We start from the raw sequence: 16,086 nt of genomic DNA, 5'->3' as shown, positions 1-16,086 counted from the left end.
CCCCTATGTCCGTTGTGCGTTGGTACAAGCTCCCTACGGAGCCGTCACGATGAGCTTGCCGAACATCATGGCGTGCTTCAACCCGCAGTAGGTCGTGCACATGTAGAGGTAGGTACCGGGCTTCGGCGCCGTCACGGTCAACTCCATTGATTTCCCGGGAATCAGCTGGGTCACCTGGGCGTCCAGCCCGATGACCTTGAATCCGTGCACGACGTCGTCCGACTCCAGCCGGATCCGCAGCGGCACCCCGGCCGTCGCGTGCAGCACATTGGGCGCGTACTGCCACTGCCGCGCGTGCACCACGGCGACGTGCCGGTCCATCCACCGCCCGTACGCGAAGACGCTCGCCGGGCCCACCACGAGGACCACCGCCACGACGGCCAGCGCGACGATCTCGCCGGTTCCGACCGCGCGGAGCTGGAACAGCCTCCGCCGTCCCCAGATCGATACCGCCCTCATGAAGGTTCGCATCTCGGCCTCCTTTACCCGACGAAGAGCCAGAGGAACGCCGCCGTGATCCCGCCCAGCAGCACGATCTGCGGCACCACCGCGCGGGCCGCGGCGGCCGGCGCGGGGAACGTTTGACGGGCGATCTTCCACGCCACATCGAGCGAGTAGACGAACCCGAACAGCAGCGAGGCGGCCTGCAGCGCCGGCAGCCAGCTCGTCAGCACCGGGGTCCAGGCAAAGTGCGCCGTGCCGAAGAGGTTCCAGCCCCAGCCGAAGGGATCGGAGATGACCCGGATCACGTAGGATCCGTTCGGCAGCAGGATCGCGAAGCTGAATCCGATCCACGCGAGCAGGCCGATCGGCACCAGGTGGTAGGCGAAGTTCGTGAACACTTTCTTGAGCGGCACGGTGCGCCCCGCCAGACGCCAGGACAGCCAGGCGGACGCGCCGTGCAGCGCGGGCAGCACGCCGGCCAGCACCGTGATGAGCCCGACGGCGAAGAGCGCCCACCCGCCGAACGACCGCAAGTTTGCCATGTCCTTGAGCGTGCCCCACGGTCCCATCATCGTCGCGGAGTATACGGCCGCCGCGCCGAGCATGATGAAGGCCTTCCAGGACTCGTCGAGGCCGCGGTGCGACTCCACGAGCAGATCCGTGCCGAACGGCCGGACGTACAGGCCCATGTTGTCCTGCGAGCAGCAGCGGAAGCACTCGAAGCACATCCCGCAGTAGGTATTGCGCTTGAGGTTGGTCGGCTGCTCGAGCCACGGGCAGCCGTGCCCCGCCATGCTGCCGAGGATGCACTCCTTGGACTTGTGGCCCACGCAGACCGGCTGGCTCTTCGGCCGGATTTCGATCGCGGCGAAGTTGGCGTACAGGCCGAGGAAGCCGCCGACGGGACAGAGATAGCGGCAGAACGTCCGCCGCTCGTAGACGAGGAAGAGTCCCGTGCCGAGGACCATGATCGAGCCGAGGAGCGCCACGGTCGCCCAGGGCCGTGTGGTGATGATCCCGCTGAACGCGGCGACGCCGAGAAACACGCCGTTCACGAGCCACATGCTGCGGAGCTTCTTGGGCCATTTGATCGAGAGGCCGAGCGGCTTGTGCCACCGGCGCGCCACCAGCGAAAACCGCTGCACCCATTCGCCGAGCACCGGCAGGGGGCACATCCCGCACCACAGGCGGGACGCGAAAGGCACGAGCACCAGCATCAGCGCGGACCACCACAAAATCCAGATGAAGACGATCGCGATGTTCGCGTTGCCGACGGGCGTCCCCACGATGCCCGCGGCGAGGATCACGAGGAACAGAAAGAGGTTCAGCGCCGTCGGCAGAAAGGTCGTCCAGCGGCTTCGCAGCAGGCGCCGCAGCCACGGCGCCTTGGTCAGCTCGAGGCGCGCGTCCACCGGCACGAATCCGAGGAAGACGTCGCGCGGCGCCGCCGGCGCGTCCACCGCCTCGGCCGTCGCCGTGCGGGCCACCACCCGTTTCTCCGCGCTCATCGTCCGCTTCCCTCCTCCCACGCCGCGTACAGCGCGGTGGCGCCGATCGCGCCGAGCGCCAGCAGGCCCAAGCGCAGCGTGACGTTGGGTTGCACCCGCAGCCAGCCGATCATGTAGGGATGGAACGGACCGCAGGTCACGGCGCAGCGGAACATCCACCGCCCGCTCCGTGTCGCCACGAACCGCGCGGTGATCGTCTGGCCGGGCACGACCGTTTCGGTCACGTTGTAGCCGTCGAGGTAGAATCCGTGCGTCACGTCGCTGGCCTTGATAATGAGGGTGATGGGATCGCCCTCGTTCACGGTCACGATGCCGGGCGTGTACCGCCACTGCGATGCCTCGAGCGTGATGGTCCGCGGGTGCGGCAGCGGAGAGGCGCCCAGCCGGACCGCGAAGAGACCGGCCACGAGGATCACCCCGCCCGCCACCATCGCCAGGTACCGTCGGCCTCTCATCAGCCTGCCTCCCCTCAGCTTGGTGTAACCGGGCCCGGCGGGCGCGCGACGCGCGGCCCCCGCCGGGCCCCCCGCTTCCGTTCTCGACTTAGTTGCCGCCCACCGTGAGCGTCGCCGCGCCGGCCGGCGTCACACTCGGCGCCTCGGCCGAGGCCGAGACGACCAGCTTGTCCCACATCCCGGCGACCGCATGTCCGGACACGCCGCACACGAACTCGTACGTCCCGGCCTTTGAGGCCTCGAAGGTAAAGGTCTGCTTCCCGCCCTTGGGAAGTCCGCCGGCGAGGTCCTTGGTCGTGGCGCCCGAGAAGACGGGGCTCCCGCCCGGCGCCGGCGACTTGTCCGCGCCGACCGCCAGCACGGCCACGCTGTGCGGCAGGTCGTTGACGTTCACAAAGTGCACGGCGACCTGCCAGCCGACGGGCACGGTGATCGTCATCGCGCCGTTGCGGTAGCCGTTGAAATCGAACCCCCCACCGGCCGCGTCTTTCCCCGCGACGATCGAGATGTCGACGGTATGCGCCGCGGCGGCCAGGCCCGCCGTCCCCGGAACCATCGCCACGGCTCCGGCGATGACCGCCACTACGAGCCCCCGCTGGATCACTCTTGCCAGTCTCGCCGTCATCATGGCCGTCTCCCCTCTCTATGGTGGACCGGTGCGTCTCGAGCGGCGCTGTTCCCACCGCCGTTATCTGTACTCTAGTCCCGGGGCGGCCCGCGGCCATCCCGAAAGGCCGCCAGCCTGGGATGGCGATTTGCCGTGACGCCGCATAGGGTCCCGACCCGATACGGCCGTCCCCGCATGAACTGATCCGCGCGGCACAGAAATACAGGCGCTATGGTGACTAACCGGATCGGGTTTATCGGATTAGGCCGGATGGGACAGCCGATGGTCAGGCGCCTGATCGGCGCCGGCTACGAGGTGGCGGCCTACGACATTCGCGAGGAGGCGGTCGCGGCCGCCCGCGCCGGCGGCGCGGCGGCCGCGGGGAGCATCGGCGACGCCATCGGCCGCGCCGGCGTGATCATCACGATGCTGCCGGACGGCCCGGCGGTGGAGCGCGCCGTGTACGGCGAAGACGGCCTGGTGGCGGCCGTCCGCGCCGGGCAGACGCTCCTCGAGATGACGTCCTCGCATCCGGGCGTGACGCGCCGGCTGGCGGCAGACCTCGCCGGCCGCGGCGTCGGCGTCCTGGACGCGCCGGTCTCCGGCGGCGTGCGGGGCGCCGAGCAGGGCACGCTGTGCGTGATGGTGGGCGGGCCCGCGGCGCTCCTCGAATCGCAGCGGCCGGTCCTGGAAGTCTTCGGCCGGATCGTCCACGTCGGCGACGCGCCCGGAGACGGCGACGTCGCCAAGACGATCAACAACCTCATGTCCGCGACGACGATCTGGAGCGCCGTCGAAGCCGTCGCCCTGTCCCGGCGGGCGGGACTCGCGCCCGAGCGGATGCTCGAGGCCGTGAACCGCTCGACCGGCCGCAGCTACACGACGGAGAACAAGGTCGCCCAGCACATGCTGCCGCGCCGCTTTACCGCCGGCTTCACGGTCGCGCAGTACCTGAAGGACCTCGACATCTGCCTCGACGTGGCCGCGGGTCTCGACGTCCCGATGATCCTGGGCGAGGTGGTGCGGCAGGCTTGGCGGGCCGCATCTCAGGCCGGTCTGGCCGCCGAGGACCACACCGCCCTCATCACATTGGCCGAGCGGTGGCTGGGCTCCGCGTAGCGGGTCTGCGGATCGTCCTCGCCCGCGCGCGCGTGGCTCGGCTCGCCACCGCGGACCGGCGCGGCCGTCCGCACGTTGTTCCGATCTGCTTCGCGGCCGTCGGCCGGCGCCTCTACACCCCGATCGACGAGAAACCGAAGCGCGCGGCCCCGTTGCGCCTCAAGCGGGTCCGCAACATCGTCGCCAATCCGCACGTCGCCCTAGTCGTCGACGCGTATCGGGAGGACTGGCGGCGCCTCTGGTACGTCCTCGTCTTCGGCACCGCGCGCGTGCTGCGGCCGGGCGCGGCCGGGCATGCCGCGGCGCTGCGTGCGCTCCGGCTGAAGTACCGTCAGTACCGGACGATGCGCCTCGAAGAGCGCCCCGTGCTCGCCGTCACGCCGGTGCGGGTCGTTACCTGGCCGCGTACGGGGCGAACTCGAGGACGCTGAGACCGCGGTACCGGTCGATCGCATAGACGAGGCCGCGGCCGTCGACGAAGATGTCGTTGGTCTGCGGCGCGGGCTCGCCGTCCGGCGCCGGGGGCACGTAGCAGCCCACCTCGCGCGGCGCGTAGGGGTTCGAGACGTCGACCGCGCGCACGCCGCCGCTGAACCAGGCGAGAAAGACGACGTTGTCCGGTCCCACGTCCTCCCACGGCTGGTGCGCCCCAAACCGGCGGCCCGGCACGACGAGACCCTCCGGATCCGCCTGATAGGTCGCGACCGGCACCGGGCGCGCTTCGTTCGTGATGTCGAGCACCCACATGAACGCCGGCGGATCCTCGAGGACGTCGTCCGTGACGTCTTCGTCGGTGACAACGGCGAACCGGCGGCCGCGGATCGAATGCGGCAGCGGCAGGACGGTGTGCGTCGGAGACGTGTACGGCGGGTTCCAGGCCGCCGAGCCGATCGTACGGGGCGCGCGCAGATCCGAGATGTCGATGATCACAGCGCCGGCCTGCCCGCACGCCGCGTAGGCCCGCTCGCCGCGGGCGAGCGCTAGGTGCATCCAATAATGGCGGCCGCCGATCGGCGGCCGCTCACCGGCTGCGACGTGCTGGCCGGGCAGCCACCACCGGCTCACCAGCTCGGGATGCGCCGGGCGCGCCACGTCCACGATGGAGAGGATGTTGGTCGAGAAGCCTTCCCACTCCGTCGAGAGAAAGACGCGCGTCCCGGCGAGGTCGAAGCGGTGGACGCCGCGGGCCGCGGTGGGGAACCGGCCGATCGGACGCGGCTTCGCGCGATCCGCGATGTCGTAGAGCGTGAGGCCCACCGCGGGCTCATCCACGGGGGCGCCCGACGGGCCCGCGCCGTGCGACGGGTACCGTTCGTGGTTGACCAGCATGAGATCGCCGAGCACGCGCACTTTGTGTGAGTGGATGTTGCCCGGGATCGAGATCTCCGCCACGAGCCGCGGCGCGCGCGGGTCGGCGACGTCGATGATGCTGGTGCCGTGCGGCGGCGCCATATGCCCGACGTAGGCCCAGCGGCCGTCGACAACTACCTGGCCGCCGCCGGGGATGTCGAGGTAACCGATCCTTGTGAACTGCGACGCGCGGGCTGCGTTGTTCTTCATGCCGGATCAGATACGCCGGGCGCGGTGCGACGTCCTCGGTTGAGGGTCGGTTAATCATCGACGCCGAAGGAGAAAGTACAAGCGAGTCCAGGCGCGACGGTCGGGCCGCGCCGGAAACCGGTTGGGGGTGGGTAAAGCGATGTGTTACAACTGCGGATGCAAGATGCCGGACAACCCCATGGGAGCGGGGCACGCCGGAGCCGAACCCACAGGAAAGTCGGTCACCAACAAGACCTTCCAGGAAGCGGGCAAGGCGATGGACGAGAGCGCCGAAGAATCGAAACGGAACGCGCTCGACCTCCTGAAGAAAGTGCTCGGCGAGAAACCGGCGAAGATCGTGAAAGATCCCTCGGGATACGACCGATACGACGACGCGTAGATTGACGCGCGGTTAGGACGCCCGCGATCGGGATCCGTCCTGGGTCAATCCGGCGCGCCGTGCCCGGATGCGACCCGCACCACGCCGCGCACGACGTCGCGGAACGCCTCGTCGAAGTTGACGCCGCGAATGCCCCACGCGTAGTCGACCCCGCCGTACCGCATCTGCCACGCCCCGACCCACCCCGGGAGCGTCCGTTCGAAGACCAGCGTGCCGGCGACGACCGCGTCGCCGGGTGAGGACTGCCCCGTCGAGGGGCCCGCCGCGCCCGCGGCGTCGAACTCGGACGCGGCCGGGAACCGCACCCGCATGCCGAAGTCGCGCCCGATGGCGGCGAAGGAGGTCCGCAGGTCGGCTCCCGCGGGCGTCTCCGCGGTCAGCGCGTAGGCGGTGCTGTAGCCGCGGATCGTGAGCACCGGCACGATCGCCGGCCGCGCACCGGGCCACGGCCGTTCTCCCAGATCCGCGAGGATCTTGTCGATCAGCGCCGGGACGAAGCGCACGGTGAGATCGAACGGCCGATCATAGGTTCCCTGGTCGTCTTTGTGCTTGATGCCGGCCATCTGATCCACGTAGGTAAAGGATCCGATGAAGATATTCGCTTCCGCGGCCAGCCGGTCGACCCGCGGATCGCGGCCGAGCCGGGGCTCCCCGGAGACCTTCACCAGCACCTCCCGCAGGCACCGCGCGAATCCGACATTGCGGTAGCGCCGGTCCGAGCCCGTAACGATCGCCGTCGCCTGATAGAGACCGCTCACGTCCTGGGCCCTGCCGGAACGGGCGGTGAACGGAAGTGCGGCAACAACCAGAAGCAGCGCCACCAGCCGTCGCATACGCCTGGACCTCGCACGGTTCAAGTAACCATCAATTTTATAACATAGGTTATCCCTCCTGCTCCGGCGCCCGTCGGCCGTGCTACGATGGGACCGGCAGAACGGAGGGGTGCGGATGGAACCGGGGGGACGGCGGCCGGCGCCGCGAGCGCTGCGCCTGGTGCAGCAGTTCATCAACACCTACAACGTCGAGCGGTCGCACCTCGGCCTGCGCACGGACGAGTTCGTCGCACCGGCCGATCTCCGCCGGTGGCTGGCGGCGCACGGGCTGCTCGAGCGCACCGCGCGCGTCGGCGGCGCCGATCTGCGGCGCGCGCTGGAGGTCCGCGAAGCCCTTCGGCGGCTCACCCTCGCACACAACCGCGTGCCCGCGGGCGGCGCGGCCGCCGCGGCGCTCGGCCGTCTCGCCCGGGATGCGCGCCTCGTCATCCGGTTCCGGCGCGACGGGACGATGCGGCTGGAACCGGAGGCCGCGGGGGTGGTCGGCGCGCTGGGACGCCTGCTGGCCGCCGCGATGGCCGCGCAGATGGACGGGACGTGGGACCGGCTGAAGGCGTGCCGGCGCTGCCACTGGGCGTTCTACGACCACTCGAAAAACCGCTCCGGCCGGTGGTGCGTCATGTCGATCTGCGGGAACCGCATGAAGGCGCAGGCCTACCGATCGCACCATCGCGCTCCGGCTCGAGGGCCCAGTCCGGCGGGACCGGCGCGCTGACCGCCGCCGCCGCTCCGCTCAGTGCGAGGGCAGGCCGGGGATCTCCATGATCGGCCGGATCTCGATCGTGCCGAGGCGCGCGCTCGGGAGCCGGCCGGCGATCGCGATCGCGTCGTCCAGATCCCGAACGTCGACGATGAAGTAACCGCCGAGCTGCTCGCGCGTCTCCGCGAACGGTCCGTCGGTGACGAACCGCTTGCCCTCCCGCACGCGCACGCTCGTCGCCGTTGCGACCGGATGCAGGGGGGCGGCGACGGCGTCCAGGCCGGCCGCTCTGAGATCGTGCGCCACCTGCGCGGAATCCTTATAGCACTGCTCTCGCTCGGCCTCATCCCAGGCCTGTTCGTTCCCGTAGACCAAAAGCATGTACTTCATTTCTTCTCCTTCCGCTGCTCCACGTGCCGCCCGACTTCGGGGTACTTGGCCGCGACCTTCTGGACGTCTTCCGGAAACTCCGACATCTCGAACACCTGACGGACCTCGATCGTGCAGTCGTCTCCCGGACACCGCGACGCCCACGCGACGGCCTCGGCCTTCGACGGCACGTCGATCATCCAGTACCCGCCGAGAGCCTCCCGCGCCTCGATGAACGGCCCGTCCGTCACGATGTGCTTGCCGCCGGAGAACTCCACCCGCGCGCCCGCCGAGAGCGGGTGCAGCCCGTCGAGCGCCAGCAGCACGCCGGCCGTCCGCAGCGCTTCGTTGTACTTCATCATCGCGTCGACCGCCTCGGCGCTCGGCACCGCGCCGGGGTGCGCCTTTTCGTAGCCCTTCGGGATCATCAGCATCATGAACCGCATCTGTTCTCCTCCGTTCGCGCGTCTCGTTCGTCATGTAGTCGAACGGGCGGGGCCGTTTTCGACATCACGGAACGAGCGTCGTGCACTCCCAGTCCGCGCCGGACCGGCGGTACCGCCGGCGGTCGTGGAGCCGCTCCTCCGAGCCGTGCCAGAGCTCGATCTCGCGGGGCACCACGTAGATCCCCGCCAGACTGGGCGGCGGCGGCACGGCGTCGAGGTTCGGATAGCGCCGGCGCAGCGCCTCGATCCCCGCCAGAAACTCCTCGCGCGAGGCGATCGTCCCGCTCTGGGGCTGGAATTCCGTATAGTAGTACTCCAGCAGCTTGGAGCCGTGGGTCTTGCGCCGCCAGTACGCGTCGACCCGCTCCGGCTCCATCGGCGCGACCGTTCCCCAGATCCGGTACTGGCGCCGCACGCTCGGCCAGTGGATCAGCACGGTGGCGGTCTCGGTCTGCGACAGCTGCAGCCATTTGGGACTCGTGCGGTTGACCATGACGCCGATGCCGCGTTCGGTGATGTCCCGGAGCGTCAGGGCGCGCGCCTCCGCGCGGTCGGCCGACGCCACGGTGACCAGGTAGCACACCTCGGCGAGCGGATCGCCGCGCTCCCGTGCCCGCTCGCGTTCCTGCACGATCTCCTGAATCGGGTCGGCCATGCCGGGTGCTTTTGGGCCCGGCGCCGGTCAGTCCTTTGGCCGCGGCGCCGCGGCGCGCTCGTCGAGGCTGAACGGCCCCGCCCCGAAATACGCGATGAGCAGCGCGGTGCCGATCCTCGATGTGTTGGCCAGAAAGAACCCAAACTGCGCCCCAAAATGACGCTCGCCCCGCCGGCCAGCGCGATCAGACCGGCCAGCGGCACCAAGACCGGCGCCAGCGGCACCCCTTGTTGCGCGGCCTCGGCGATGCCCTGCGGCGTGAAATCGGGCGGCGTGAACACGATGAAGACCGCGGCAAACGCTACGCGGCCCAGCGGCACCAGGTACCGGGTCCACATGCCGGCACGCACCCCTTCTTCAGAAGCTCCTCTCCGTTCTTCTTCCACTCTATAGTCGTACGCGCGGCGCGAAATCGACATGCCCGCCGGCCTACCGCCGGCCTGGGCCGGCCCTGCATGTCGATCCGACACCTCTCCAAACGACTACTGTATGCGGTTACCGCTTCTATCCGAGGGAGCTATGAAATACGCGTGCCTGATTTACAATAAGAAGAAAGACCCTGATGGGGCGGCGGCGCACGGCCGGGACGCCCTGACCGTCCGGGTTCGGAACGGCAGGCTGTCCGCCGCCGAAGGCCCCGCCGCCGAAGGCCCCGCCGCCGATCCCGAGGAACGGCTGCACCGCGTTGTCCTGATCCAGGCCCGCGACCTCAACGACGCCGTCCGGGTCGCGGCCAGGATGCCGGAAGCCCAGTTTGGCAGCATCGAGATCCGGCCGGTTGAGGAGCCGGGGTAAAGGACCGTGATTGCGCTGTCGATGAAGCCGCACAGTGGAAACTCTGCCGAACAGGCGCGTGAGGCGGTCGATATGGTGTACCGCGCCGAGTCGCGGCGCGTCCTCGCCACCCTGATCCGGTTGCTGGGCGACTTCGACCTCGCCGAGGAAGCGATGCACGACGCCTTCACCGCGGCGGTCGAGCAGTGGCCCCGCGACGGCGTGCCGGCCAACCCGCGCGCGTGGCTCGTCTCGACGGGCCGCTTCAAGGGGGTCGATACGCTGCGCCGGCGGGCGCGGTTCGACGCGTCGCTCGTCAAGATCGCCGAGGACCTCGAACTCGGCGCCGCCGACGCGGCCGGACGGGAGCACGGCGAGCTCGAGGACGACCGGCTCCGGCTGATCTTCACGTGCTGCCACCCTGCGCTCGCGCCGGAGGCGCAGGCGGCGCTCACGCTGCGCGAGGTCTGCGGACTTACAACCGAGGAGATCGCGCGCGCCTTCCTCGCCGGGGCCCCCACGATGGCGCAGCGCATCGTCCGCGCCAAACGGAAGATCCGCGACGCGCGGATCCCCTACCAGGTGCCGCCGAAGGAGGATCTGCCCGCCCGCCTGGACAGCGTGCTGCGCGTCGTCTACCTCGTGTTCACCGAAGGGTACGCTCCGTCGGCCGGTCCGTCGCTCGTGCGGGCGGACCTCTCCGCCGAAGCGACCCGTCTCGGCCGCCTAATCTTAGAATTGCTGCCGGAGCCCGAGGTGATGGGGCTGCTCGCGCTGATGCTGCTGCACGAGTCGCGCCGCGCGGCGCGCACCTCACCGTCGGGCGAGCTGGTGCTGCTCGACGATCAAGACCGCTCGCTCTGGAACCGGGAGCAGATCGCCGAGGGAGTGGCCCTCGTGGAACGGGCCCTGGCGTCGCGGCGCGTCGGCCCCTACACGCTTCAGGCGGCGATCGCGGCGGTGCACGCGGAAGCGCCGTCCGCCTCGGCGACCGATTGGGGCCGCATCGTCGGGTTCTACGACGTGCTGCAGGCCGCGTATCCGTCGCCGGTCGTGGAACTGAACCGCGCCGCGGCCGTGGCGATGCGCGAAGGCCCCGCGGCCGGACTGGCGCTCATCGACGCCCTGCTGGCGCGCGGGGACCTCGGCGACTACCATCTCGCGCACGCGGCGCGCGCGGACCTCTGCCGGCGGCTGGGCAGAACCGCGGACGCCCGCGCGTCGTATACTCGAGCCCTCGCGCTCGTGGGGCAGGAGCCGGAGCGGCGGTTTCTGCAAAAGCGCCTGAGCGAACTGCCGGGTTAGCGATCGGCGAACGCGAGTTTGATGCCGAGCGCGACAAACGCGCCGGCGAACGTGCGCCGCATCCACGTCAACACGCGGGGACGCGAGATGACGTGCCTGCGGACCGACGCGGCGAACAGCCCGTATCCCACGAAGACGACAAACGTCAGCAGCATGAACACGGCGCTCATCTCCAGCATTCGCGAGAGCGCGTGCGGCTCGCTGGCGCTCACGAACTGCGGCAGGAAGGCGAAGAAGAAGATCGACAGCTTCGGATTGAGAATGTTGATCAGGATCGCGGTGACGATCACCTGCGCCGCCGAGCGGGCGCCGGGCGTCTCCTCTACGCGGAGCGCGCCCCGATCCCGCAGCGCGCTCCAGGCCATATACAGTAGATAGATCACGCCCAGATACTTGAGGGCCTGGAAGGCCACGGCGCTCGCGTGCAGGAGCGCCGCCAGCCCCATGATCGCCGCGGCCATGTGCGGGACGATGCCCAGCGTGCAGCCGAACGCGGCGACGACGCTTGCGCGTGAGCCGCGCGACAGGCCGGCCGCCAGCGTATACAGCACCCCGGTGCCGGGCGACACGACCACGATCAGCGATGTGACGAGAAAGTCGAGGCTCACGGGGCGGCCCCCTCGCGTGCGCCCGCGCCCGGCAGCCACCGCCCCCACCCGGGTTCCGCGACCGGCCGTCCGTCCCGCGCGACCAGGCGGCCGCGCACGAACGTCATCACCGGGGCGCCGGTCACGTCGCGGCCCGCGTACGGCGTCCACCCCGCCTTGCTGACGACGCCGGCGTCGGCGAGCCGCCGCCGGCGGGCGGGGTCGACGAGCGTAATGTCGGCGTCGGCCCCGGGGGCGAGCGTCCCCTTGCGCGGATAGAATCCATACAGCCGCGCGGGCTGCTCGCACAGCGCGTCCACGACCCGCTCGAGCGTGACGCGGCCGTTCGCGGCCGCGGTCAGCATCAGCGAGAGCGTCGTTTCGACGCCCGGCAGCCCGAACGGACACGCCCAGATGTCCCCGTGCTGTTTCTGCGCCCGGGTGGCCGGCGCGTGATCCGTGCTGACGTGCGTGACGGCGCCGGACGCGAGGCGCGCCCACATCGCGTCGGCGTCTTCGGGCGTCCGAATGCGCGCGGGCGGGGTGAACTTGCGGAAGGGGCCGTGCTCGAGCACCTCGCGCTCCTCGAGGTAGAAGTACTGCGGACAGCTCTCCACCCACAGCCGCGCCCCGGCCCGCCGCGCCGCCGCGATCAGATCGACGATCGGCGCGTGGCTCGTGTGGGCGATCACGACGCGCGCGCCGGTGAGGCGGGCGAGCGCCGCCACCTCGTCGGTCGCGACCGCCTCTGCCTCGCGCGCGCGCCACTCCGGGATGACGCCGCCGTCCGTGCGCCCGGCCGCCCGCAGCGTCTCCGCCCGGTCCCGGGTGATCGCATCGTCCTCGCAGTGCGCGAGCACGATGCCGTTCCACCGCGCGACGTCGTGGAAGGCGCGCAGCAGATGCCCGGCCGGCACGGCCGGCACGCCGTGGGTCTCGCACGTGAAGATCTTGAGGTACGCCGGCCCCGCGGCCCAGAGGTCGTCGAGATGCGGCACCTGATCGGGCCACACGTGCGCGGCCAGCGCGAAGTCGACGAGGGATCGCTCGGCGAGGTGGCTCACTTTGCCGCGGAGGTCGGCCGCGGTGCGCACCGGCGCCGCGTGCGTGTGCTCGACGACCGTGGTCGTGCCGCCCACCGCGGCCGCGGCGCTGCCGGTGATGAAGTCCTCCCGCTCCGTCTCGCCGGGATCCATGAAGTGGACGTGGGTGTCCACTACCCCGGGGATCGCGACGAGGCCCGCGGCGTCGACGACCTCGCGCGCCTGCACCTCGAGCGTGCCGAGTGCGACGATCCTGCCGCCGTCGACGTGCAGGTCGGCGCGGTACCGCCCGCGCGGACCGACGACGGTCGCCCCCCGCACCGCGAGATCGATCATCGCCCCACGCGGACGACCACGCGCCCCGTCACGCGGTCCTCACGGACCATCGCGAGCGCGTCGTTGGCGCGCTCGAGCGGGACTTCTTCCGCCACGATCGGATGCACGAGGCCTCGCGCCACCAGGTCGAACGCCCGGCGCAGTTCGCGCCGCGTCACGTACCGCGAGCCGATCACGGTGATCTGGCCGAGCACGACGCGCTCGGTGGGCAGCGGCGGGTAGTCCGCGGCGGCCACGGTATAGCCCACGAGGACGACGCGCCCGCCGGTCCGCACGAGGTCCGCCGCGGCGAGCAGCGATCCGTGATGCCCCACCGTATCGACGACGATATCGGCGCCGCGGCCGCCCGTCGCCTCGCGCACCGCTCCGCCCGCGTCGGCCCCCGCGGGAAAAGCCCCCTCCGCCCCGGCCACTCGCGCCGCGTCCAACCGGTGCCGCTGGAGATCGACCGCAAGCGCGCGCCCCCCCGCGGCGCGCACGACCTGGACCGCGTGCAGCCCCACCCCACCGGCGCCGAGGATCGCCACGCTCTCGCCGGCGCGCACGGCGCCCTGCGTGACCACTGCGTGGTAGGCCGTCCCGAGCGCGCACGACAGCGGGCCGCCGTGCTCGGGCGGCACGTTCGGCGGCAAGGGGAGCACGCAGTCCTCCGGCACGACGAGATACTCCTGAAAGCCGCCGGGCGACGTGAACCCCGTCCATCCGCGGAGGCGCTCGCAGAGATTTTCTTCGCCGGCCTGGCAGTGCGGACAGGTCCGGCAGCCCCAGTAATTGTAGACGACGACGCGATCGCCGGTCCGCAGACCGCCACGGCCGGGCGCGGCGGCCCCGCCGCCGGCGCCCCCCGTCCCGGTAGCCCCGGTCGGCTCCGGCGGTCCGAACCCGACGATCTCGCCCGCGATCTCATGCCCGGGCACGTGGGGCAGGCGGAGCGAGGACGAGAACGGCATCGCCCCGTCGGCGATCTTGAGATCCGACCGGCAGACTCCGCAGCCGAGCACCCGCACCAGCACCTGTCCCGGACCGGGCGCCGGCCGCGGCAGATCGAGGAGCCGCAGCGGCGCGCCGTATTCTACGACCGCCATCGCCCGCATGGGTCCCTCCGCCTAGGCTTCCATCATGACCGCGCCGCGCCCGAACAGCGAGCGGGCACGCAGCCGGCCGTGAAGATCCTCGACGTCCTCGAGCGGCCGCACCTCGGAGACGACCGGCGTGATCTGCCCGTGGCGGACCAGCCGCGCCGCCGCGAGCACCTCCGCCCGGGAGCAGTAGCGCGATCCGAGCAGCGTGAGCTCGCCCATCACCATCTGACGCGGCGCCACGTCGAGGCCGGCCCCTTCGAACGTCGTCAGCATGATCATGCGGGCCGCCGGGCCGAGCAGTCCAAACGTCCACGCGAGAGTCTCGCGGCTGCCGACCAGGTCGATCGCCACCGTGGCGCCGTCGTCCAACGCCGCCCGCGCCCGGTCGTGCGCGTCCGGCGCCGTGATGTTCACCGTCGCGTCCGCGCCGAAGCGCCGGCAGTGCTCCAGCTTCCCGTCGTCGACGTCCACGGCCACGACGCGCCCACCGAACAGCCGCGCCATCTGCGTCATGTGGATGCCGACGCCGCCCGCGGCGCCGACGACGAGCACGCGGTCGCCGGGCCGGACCGCCGCCCGGGACGCGCACACATGGTAGGGGGTCGCGACCGCGTCCGGGATCACCGTGCCGCCGACAAACGGCACGCCGTCCGGCAGCGGCAGCACGTTGGCCTCGGGCAGCGCGACCAGCTCCGCGTAGCCGCCGTCGCGGTGCACGCCGACGTACCCGCCGTGGCTCCGGCAGAGAGGTTCGCGGCCGGCCCGACACCACTCACAGCGGCCGCACGTCAGGTAGAAGTAGCTCATCACGCGGTCCCCCGGACGCAGGCCGGTCACGCCCGGTCCGGCCTCGACGACGACGCCGGTGAACTCGTGTCCGGGCACCCGCGGCAGGGACTCGGGCCGGCCGAGACTGCCGCCCATGTAGTTCACGACGGTCAAGCCGACGCCGCACGCGCGGACCGCGACGAGGACCTCGCCCGGCCCGGCGGCCGGATCGCGGTGCTCGCCGTACCGGAGCGGTCCGCCCCAGGCGTCGAGGAGCTGCGCCTTCACCGTGACCGGTGCGACGCCGGCGCCTTCCGCCGGCTGGTGCCGGGCGAGCGGGGCGACGCCGGCGCAGGCCTACGGCGTGAGCCGGAGCGTTCCGCCGCGCCGGTCTTGGGCACGCCGCGTGAGGCGACCGTTCCGCCGAACTGCGCGAGGATCTTCTCCACCGGGAGCACCCAGCCGAGGCAGCGCTGAATGTTCTCCAGGCCGAGCACGTGCAGGTCGTCGCCGTACATGCTGGCGACCCCGTCCGCGGCGACGACGACCCGCAGATCGCGGTTGAAGGCGTCGAACGCCGTGCAGAGCACGCAGGTGTTGGTGTTGATGCCGCAAATCACCACGGTCTCCGTCCCGAGCGCCCGCAGCAGCGTCTCGAGGTCGGTGCCGTAGAACGCGCTGAGCCGCTTCTTGCTGCGGATCACGTAGTCGCCGGGCTGGGCCGCGAGTTCCGGCGGCAGCTCGGTCTGCACCGAGCCTTCCTGATTATGGCGGACGATCGTGCTGCGCCGCCCCGGCGTCATCGACTCGCGCGCGGCCTCGACCGCTTTCCAGAACGGGTTGACCATGCTCTCCAGCCCCGGCGGTGTCGTACGCCGGTACGTCAGCAGCACGTAGACGACCGGCACGGCGGCCGCCCGGGCGCCGCCCAGCAGGCGCGCCACCGCGGCGCGCACGCGCCGCGCGTCGGCGGCGGAGACCGGCATCGTTGCCACCTCAGGGTCGAGATGGCCGCGGTGGACGTCCACCGCGAGCACGGCGGTCTTCGCGGGATCGAGACGCAGCTGCGCGCGGATCGCGTCAACGAACGGACGGCGGTCGACAATCTCGGTCATC

At 71.0% G+C, this 16,086-nt stretch carries 20 protein-coding genes; 6 read left to right on the top strand and 14 right to left on the bottom strand.

What is annotated here, in order from left to right:
- Window positions 1–33 precede the first annotated feature (33 nt).
- The 4 genes from VKT83_14495 to VKT83_14480 form a co-directional block, all read right to left on the bottom strand.
- The gene (locus VKT83_14495; protein HLY23671.1) at window positions 34–471 is read right to left on the bottom strand and encodes a cupredoxin domain-containing protein; all 438 of its coding nucleotides are present in this window, start codon (window positions 469–471) and stop codon (window positions 34–36) included.
- A gap of 11 nt (window positions 472–482) precedes the next feature.
- Window positions 483–1,952 carry a 4Fe-4S binding protein gene (locus VKT83_14490; protein HLY23670.1) on the bottom strand — a complete coding sequence of 490 codons (1,470 nt, stop codon included), beginning with the start codon at window positions 1,950–1,952 and terminating at the stop codon, window positions 483–485.
- Complete coding sequence (locus VKT83_14485; GenBank protein HLY23669.1) at window positions 1,949–2,407, bottom strand: cupredoxin domain-containing protein; 459 nt, start codon at window positions 2,405–2,407, stop codon at window positions 1,949–1,951. The genes VKT83_14490 and VKT83_14485 overlap by 4 nt, the downstream gene beginning before the upstream one ends.
- A gap of 88 nt (window positions 2,408–2,495) precedes the next feature.
- Window positions 2,496–3,035: a sulfocyanin-like copper-binding protein gene (locus VKT83_14480; GenBank protein ID HLY23668.1), complete on the bottom strand. Its 540-nt coding sequence runs from the start codon at window positions 3,033–3,035 to the stop codon at window positions 2,496–2,498.
- Window positions 3,036–3,245: 210 nt separating this feature from the next.
- Between VKT83_14480 and VKT83_14475 the strand changes: the two genes are divergently transcribed.
- Both VKT83_14475 and VKT83_14470 read left to right on the top strand, forming a co-directional pair.
- Window positions 3,246–4,133, top strand: coding sequence for an NAD(P)-dependent oxidoreductase (locus tag VKT83_14475; GenBank protein ID HLY23667.1), 888 nt, complete (start codon window positions 3,246–3,248; stop codon window positions 4,131–4,133).
- On the top strand, window positions 4,115–4,564 hold the full coding sequence (locus tag VKT83_14470) for a TIGR03668 family PPOX class F420-dependent oxidoreductase (GenBank protein ID HLY23666.1): 450 nt from the start codon (window positions 4,115–4,117) through the stop codon (window positions 4,562–4,564). The genes VKT83_14475 and VKT83_14470 overlap by 19 nt, the downstream gene beginning before the upstream one ends.
- Here VKT83_14470 and VKT83_14465 read toward each other — a convergent pair.
- Window positions 4,527–5,693: a hypothetical protein gene (locus VKT83_14465; protein HLY23665.1), complete on the bottom strand. Its 1,167-nt coding sequence runs from the start codon at window positions 5,691–5,693 to the stop codon at window positions 4,527–4,529. The two genes, VKT83_14470 and VKT83_14465, sit on opposite strands and share 38 nt — an antisense overlap.
- 163 nt (window positions 5,694–5,856) lie before the next feature.
- On the opposite strand from VKT83_14465, the gene VKT83_14460 reads away from it, so the two are divergent.
- Window positions 5,857–6,072 (top strand): hypothetical protein, encoded by a 216-nt coding sequence (locus VKT83_14460; GenBank protein HLY23664.1) that lies wholly within the window; start codon window positions 5,857–5,859, stop codon window positions 6,070–6,072.
- Between the two features lie 44 nt (window positions 6,073–6,116).
- Here the strand turns inward: VKT83_14460 and VKT83_14455 are convergent, their stop codons facing one another.
- A complete protein-coding gene (locus VKT83_14455; GenBank protein ID HLY23663.1) occupies window positions 6,117–6,905 on the bottom strand; it encodes a DUF2066 domain-containing protein in 789 nt (262 codons plus the stop codon).
- A 115-nt stretch (window positions 6,906–7,020) separates the two neighbouring features.
- On the opposite strand from VKT83_14455, the gene VKT83_14450 reads away from it, so the two are divergent.
- Window positions 7,021–7,620, top strand: coding sequence for a CGNR zinc finger domain-containing protein (locus VKT83_14450; GenBank protein ID HLY23662.1), 600 nt, complete (start codon window positions 7,021–7,023; stop codon window positions 7,618–7,620).
- Between the two features lie 18 nt (window positions 7,621–7,638).
- On the opposite strand, the gene VKT83_14445 is transcribed toward VKT83_14450, so the two are convergent.
- From VKT83_14445 to VKT83_14435, 3 genes are all read right to left on the bottom strand, one after another.
- Window positions 7,639–7,995 (bottom strand): YciI family protein, encoded by a 357-nt coding sequence (locus tag VKT83_14445; protein ID HLY23661.1) that lies wholly within the window; start codon window positions 7,993–7,995, stop codon window positions 7,639–7,641.
- A complete protein-coding gene (locus tag VKT83_14440; GenBank protein ID HLY23660.1) occupies window positions 7,992–8,420 on the bottom strand; it encodes a YciI family protein in 429 nt (142 codons plus the stop codon). Before VKT83_14440 ends, VKT83_14445 begins: the two co-directional genes overlap by 4 nt.
- Window positions 8,421–8,484: 64 nt before the next feature.
- Complete coding sequence (locus VKT83_14435; protein HLY23659.1) at window positions 8,485–9,075, bottom strand: pyridoxine 5'-phosphate oxidase C-terminal domain-containing protein; 591 nt, start codon at window positions 9,073–9,075, stop codon at window positions 8,485–8,487.
- Between the two features lie 519 nt (window positions 9,076–9,594).
- On the opposite strand from VKT83_14435, the gene VKT83_14430 reads away from it, so the two are divergent.
- Window positions 9,595–9,870, top strand: a complete 276-nt coding sequence (locus VKT83_14430; GenBank protein ID HLY23658.1) for a YciI family protein — start codon at window positions 9,595–9,597, stop codon at window positions 9,868–9,870.
- A gap of 72 nt (window positions 9,871–9,942) precedes the next feature.
- Window positions 9,943–11,154 (top strand): RNA polymerase sigma factor, encoded by a 1,212-nt coding sequence (locus VKT83_14425; GenBank protein HLY23657.1) that lies wholly within the window; start codon window positions 9,943–9,945, stop codon window positions 11,152–11,154.
- Here the strand turns inward: VKT83_14425 and VKT83_14420 are convergent.
- From VKT83_14420 to VKT83_14400, 5 genes are read right to left on the bottom strand one after another with little or no spacing between them, the layout of a single operon-like run.
- Window positions 11,151–11,762, bottom strand: a complete 612-nt coding sequence (locus tag VKT83_14420) for a LysE family translocator (GenBank protein HLY23656.1) — start codon at window positions 11,760–11,762, stop codon at window positions 11,151–11,153. The genes VKT83_14425 and VKT83_14420 overlap by 4 nt on opposite strands.
- Complete coding sequence (locus tag VKT83_14415) at window positions 11,759–13,120, bottom strand: dihydroorotase family protein (GenBank protein ID HLY23655.1); 1,362 nt, start codon at window positions 13,118–13,120, stop codon at window positions 11,759–11,761. The genes VKT83_14420 and VKT83_14415 overlap by 4 nt, the downstream gene beginning before the upstream one ends.
- Window positions 13,117–14,214, bottom strand: a complete 1,098-nt coding sequence (locus VKT83_14410) for an alcohol dehydrogenase catalytic domain-containing protein (protein HLY23654.1) — start codon at window positions 14,212–14,214, stop codon at window positions 13,117–13,119. Before VKT83_14410 ends, VKT83_14415 begins: the two co-directional genes overlap by 4 nt.
- A 12-nt stretch (window positions 14,215–14,226) precedes the next feature.
- Window positions 14,227–15,258 (bottom strand): alcohol dehydrogenase catalytic domain-containing protein, encoded by a 1,032-nt coding sequence (locus tag VKT83_14405; protein HLY23653.1) that lies wholly within the window; start codon window positions 15,256–15,258, stop codon window positions 14,227–14,229.
- Window positions 15,255–16,085, bottom strand: coding sequence for an isochorismatase family cysteine hydrolase (locus VKT83_14400; protein ID HLY23652.1), 831 nt, complete (start codon window positions 16,083–16,085; stop codon window positions 15,255–15,257). The genes VKT83_14405 and VKT83_14400 overlap by 4 nt, the downstream gene beginning before the upstream one ends.
- Window position 16,086: the final 1 nt, after the last annotated feature.

Source organism: bacterium, from assembly GCA_035308905.1.
Lineage (GTDB): Bacteria > Sysuimicrobiota > Sysuimicrobiia > Sysuimicrobiales > Segetimicrobiaceae > DASSJF01.
The sequence above is the reverse complement of the archived record's forward strand: the minus strand, read 5'-3'. Positions and strand labels throughout refer to the sequence as shown.